This is a genomic window from Microcoleus sp. (genome assembly GCF_049646505.1).
Classification (GTDB): Bacteria; Cyanobacteriota; Cyanobacteriia; order Cyanobacteriales; family Microcoleaceae; genus Microcoleus.
Map to the genome: position 1 here is coordinate 1 of NZ_JBARVX010000234.1, position 3719 is coordinate 3719.

3 protein-coding genes are annotated in these 3719 nt (G+C 46.9%); 2 read left to right on the forward strand and 1 reads right to left on the reverse strand.

Annotated features, from left to right (window positions below; genetic code table 11):
* The coding region (glyS, locus tag WBA89_RS12650; RefSeq protein WP_424406856.1) for a glycine--tRNA ligase subunit beta at nucleotides 1–1680 on the forward strand (1680 nt) is incomplete at its 5' end.
* Nucleotides 1681–1872: 192 nt separating this feature from the next.
* Complete coding sequence (gene murD, locus WBA89_RS12655) at nucleotides 1873–3219, forward strand: UDP-N-acetylmuramoyl-L-alanine--D-glutamate ligase (protein WP_424406858.1); 1347 nt, start codon at nucleotides 1873–1875, stop codon at nucleotides 3217–3219.
* A 138-nt stretch (nucleotides 3220–3357) separates the two neighbouring features.
* Here the strand turns inward: murD and WBA89_RS12660 are convergent, their stop codons facing one another.
* Complete coding sequence (locus tag WBA89_RS12660) at nucleotides 3358–3531, reverse strand: hypothetical protein (RefSeq protein WP_424406860.1); 174 nt, start codon at nucleotides 3529–3531, stop codon at nucleotides 3358–3360.
* Nucleotides 3532–3719: the final 188 nt, after the last annotated feature.

The window sequence follows — 3719 nt, forward strand, 5'->3', positions numbered from 1 at the left end:
GTATTGCCGATCAAATTGGTCAGCGGTTCGGATACGGTCAAGAGCGATCGAATTTCCCAAGGACACCGGGTCTTATACACCCCCCCTACACCCCCCCTCGGCAAGGGGGGGACGGGGGGGGTCTCGATTCCGCAAGCCGAAGATTATGTCGAGTGTCTGCGGGCTGCTTGCGTCGAGGTCGATCGGGCGCAGCGCAAAAATCAAATTAAAGCACAAGTAGAAGCCGCAGCCACAAAACAAGGCGGTTGCGCCGACATTACCGAAGATTTGTTAGAAGAAGTCACCGACTTAGTAGAATGGCCCAACGCAGTAGTCGGCAAATTTGACGAAGAATTTTTGATATTGCCGCCGGAAGTAATCACCACAATTATTGTTACAAACCAGCGCTATTTTCCAATCCTCAAAAGCCCCGACTTTCCCGAACTTCTGCCCTACTTCATTACAATTTCCAACGGAGATCCGGAGAAATCGGCGATTATTGCCGCCGGTAACGAGCGAGTCGTGCGGGCGAGGTTGGCCGACGGTGAGTTTTTCTACAAAGCAGACTTGGCCAAGCCTCTAGAGGATTATTTGCCCAAGTTGGAAACAGTCACTTTTCAGGAAGATTTAGGGACTGTGCGCGCCAAGGTCGATCGGCTTTGCAAGATTGCCAGCCTCATCACCAACCAACTGCAAATAACACGCGAACAACAAGCTTGCGTAGAAAGAGCAGCCTTACTTTGCAAAGCCGACCTCGTAACCCAAATGGTTTACGAAATTCCCGAAATGCAAGGAATCATGGGGCAGAAATACGCCTTAGCCTGCGGCGAACCGGAAGCCGTCGCCACAGCGATTTTCGAGCATTATTTGCCAAAAGGTGCGGGGGACAAATTACCGCAAACACTCACAGGTCAAATTGTCGGAATAGCCGACAAATTAGATACATTAGTCAGCATCTTCGGCTTGGGAATGTTGCCGACAGGTTCCTCCGATCCCTTCGCTTTGCGCCGCGCAGCCAATGCCATAATTAACATTATTTGGGCGGCTCAGTTGCCAATAAATTTGCACAATTTACTTGCAGAAAGTGTTGCCGAATTTACAGCAATCCGCCCGGAAACAAGCCCGGAATTGCAGTTCCAATTATCCGAGTTTTTCCTGCAAAGAATTAGGACTTTGCTGCAAGAAGAAAAGAATATAGATTACGATTTGGTGAATGCAGTTTTGGGAGAAAACGATTCAGAATATACAGAACGAGCATTGAGAGATTTGTTGGATGCTTTGGAAAGAGCGCTTTTCCTGCAACAAATCCGCAATGACAAGACATTGGATCGGATTTACGAAACAGTCAACCGTTCAACTCGTTTGGCGGCTCAAGGCGATTTGGATAAAACACAATTGGAACCGAAAAATGCGGTGAAACCAGAGCTATTTCAAAAGTCGTCCGAACAAGCTTTTTACGATGCTGTGGTGCAGTTAGTGCCGCAAACGCAGCTATCCAAACAAACTCGGAATTACCGGCAGTTAGTAGATAGCTTGACAGAAATTGCTCCTGCTGTGAGCAACTTTTTTGACGGGCCAGAAAGCGTTTTGGTGATGGATTCCGACCCGGAAATTAAGCGAAATCGGTTGAATTTGCTGGGTTTGCTGCGGAATCACGCGCGGGTGTTGGCTGACTTTGGGGCGATCGTCAATCGATTTTAGATTTTGGATATTAGATTGCCGCCAAAAGTTTTGATGTAAAATAAAATCAATTAGTATCGGAATTATTCATTTCTATCATCTCTCTCCTCTCCCTCTGCGCCCTCTGCGCCCTCTGCGGTTAAATCATCCCAAAAAACCGTAACCGACATAAACGAAAAAACCCGAAAATTCGCTCCATCACACACATAACATATGCCGATCGCTCACATTATTGGATTAGGAAAATCGGGGAATGCCGCCGCCAGACTGCTAAAACGCGAAGGATGGGAAGTAACGCTGAGCGATCGCTCATCGTCCCCAAATTTGCTCGAACAGCAACAGGAACTCGCCAGCGAAGGAATTGCAGTTGAGTTAGGTAAAACTTTTGAACCAGACAAATCGATAGAATTAATAGTAGTAAGTCCGGGAGTTCCCTGGGACAGCCCAGCATTAGCGCGCGCCAGAGAGTTAGGGATTGAAACAATCGGAGAAATGGCGTTGGCGTGGCGCTATCTCAAAGCTCCTTGGGTGGGAATTACTGGCACTAACGGCAAAACTACAACTACTGCTTTAATTGCTGCTATTTTTGCAGAAGCAGGGCTTCACGCTCCCGCTTGCGGCAATATTGGCTATGCTGCGTGCGAATTAGCTCTGGCCGAAAAACAGCCGGATTGGGTAATCGCAGAAATCAGCAGCTATCAGATAGAATCCTCGCCGTCTGTAGCGCCGCGAATCGGAGTTTTGACGACTTTAACACCGGATCACCTCAGCCGCCACAAAACTTTAGAAAATTACTACAACATTAAAGCGCATTTGCTGAAAAAGTCGGAACTGCAAGTCATTAACGGCGACGATCCTGGTTTGCGGCAGCAAGGAGTTGACATTTGGCCGGATGCGTGTTGGACGAGTGTTAAAGGTGAAAAAGAATTGTTGGGAAAACGCAGTTTTGGAGCCTACATCGAAGACGGTTGGGTAATCGCTCAAAGCGATAAAATTCTACCGGCTTCGTCTTTGCGGATGGTGGGAGAGCACAATTTGCAAAATTTGTTGATGGCGGTGGCAGCGGCTAATTTGGCGGGACTCGATCGAAGTGCGATCGCCCAAGCCATTGCTAAATTCCCCGGAGTGTCGCACCGTCTCGAACACATCCGCACTTGGGAAGGCATAGATTTCATCAACGACAGCAAAGCTACTAATTACGATGCGGCACAAGTCGGGTTGGCTGCTGTCAGCGCACCGGCGATTTTGATTGCGGGGGGCGATCCCAAAGAAGGTGACGATCGCGCTTGGATCGATACAATCAAGGCCAAAGCTGTGGGAGTGCTGCTAATTGGGGATGCGGCAGGTATTTTTGCCGATCGGCTCGAACAAGCAAATTATAACGCTTGGGAAATCGTCGAAACAATGGAAAAAGCAGTGCCCAGAGCCGCAGAATTAGGCAAACAGAACAACGCTAAAGTAGTGCTGCTTTCGCCAGCTTGCGCCAGCTTCGATCAATACCAAAACTTCGAGCAGCGGGGCGATCGTTTCCGCCAAGTGTGTATCGAATCCCTAGTTTAGATATGTCATTGTTCGCTGTGTACAAAATAAAATTATTATACACAGCGAACACTAACAAAATCAAATCTGCGTTCATCTGCGTCTATCAGCTTACATCTGCGGTTAAAAACTAAAACCTCTGATTTAGACCAATCTACTTTAACTAACAGCATTCCAAATATCCTTAATTCTAGCCTGCTCTTCCCATTCTAGCTCACCAAAAACTTGCATCATTTCCTCATGAGTATAATCAATAATTATTGCTGTCAATTGAGCCACCGTTTCCGCTTCCATCATGGCTGCTTTCAACTTAGCCATTGCTTGTTTATCCATTGACACTAAAGTTTGAATACTGACATCCCTTTCATTTTAATAGTGCCTGCAAATTTCTGTGAGTTGTGTATTAATACTGGCAATTTTAGCCGCATTTACTGTAGCATAATTGGGCGAGGATATTTTAAACTCTTTGTGACAACGCTGAGAGCGCAATTTTTCATCAATATCCAGAATCTCCCCTTCTG

Coding starts and splice junctions, on each gene's coding strand:
- WBA89_RS12660 (WP_424406860.1), bottom strand. CDS start 3,531: ATGGATAAACAAGCAATGGCTAAGTTGAAAGCAGCCATGATGGAAGCG.
- murD (WP_424406858.1), top strand. CDS start 1,873: ATGCCGATCGCTCACATTATTGGATTAGGAAAATCGGGGAATGCCGCC.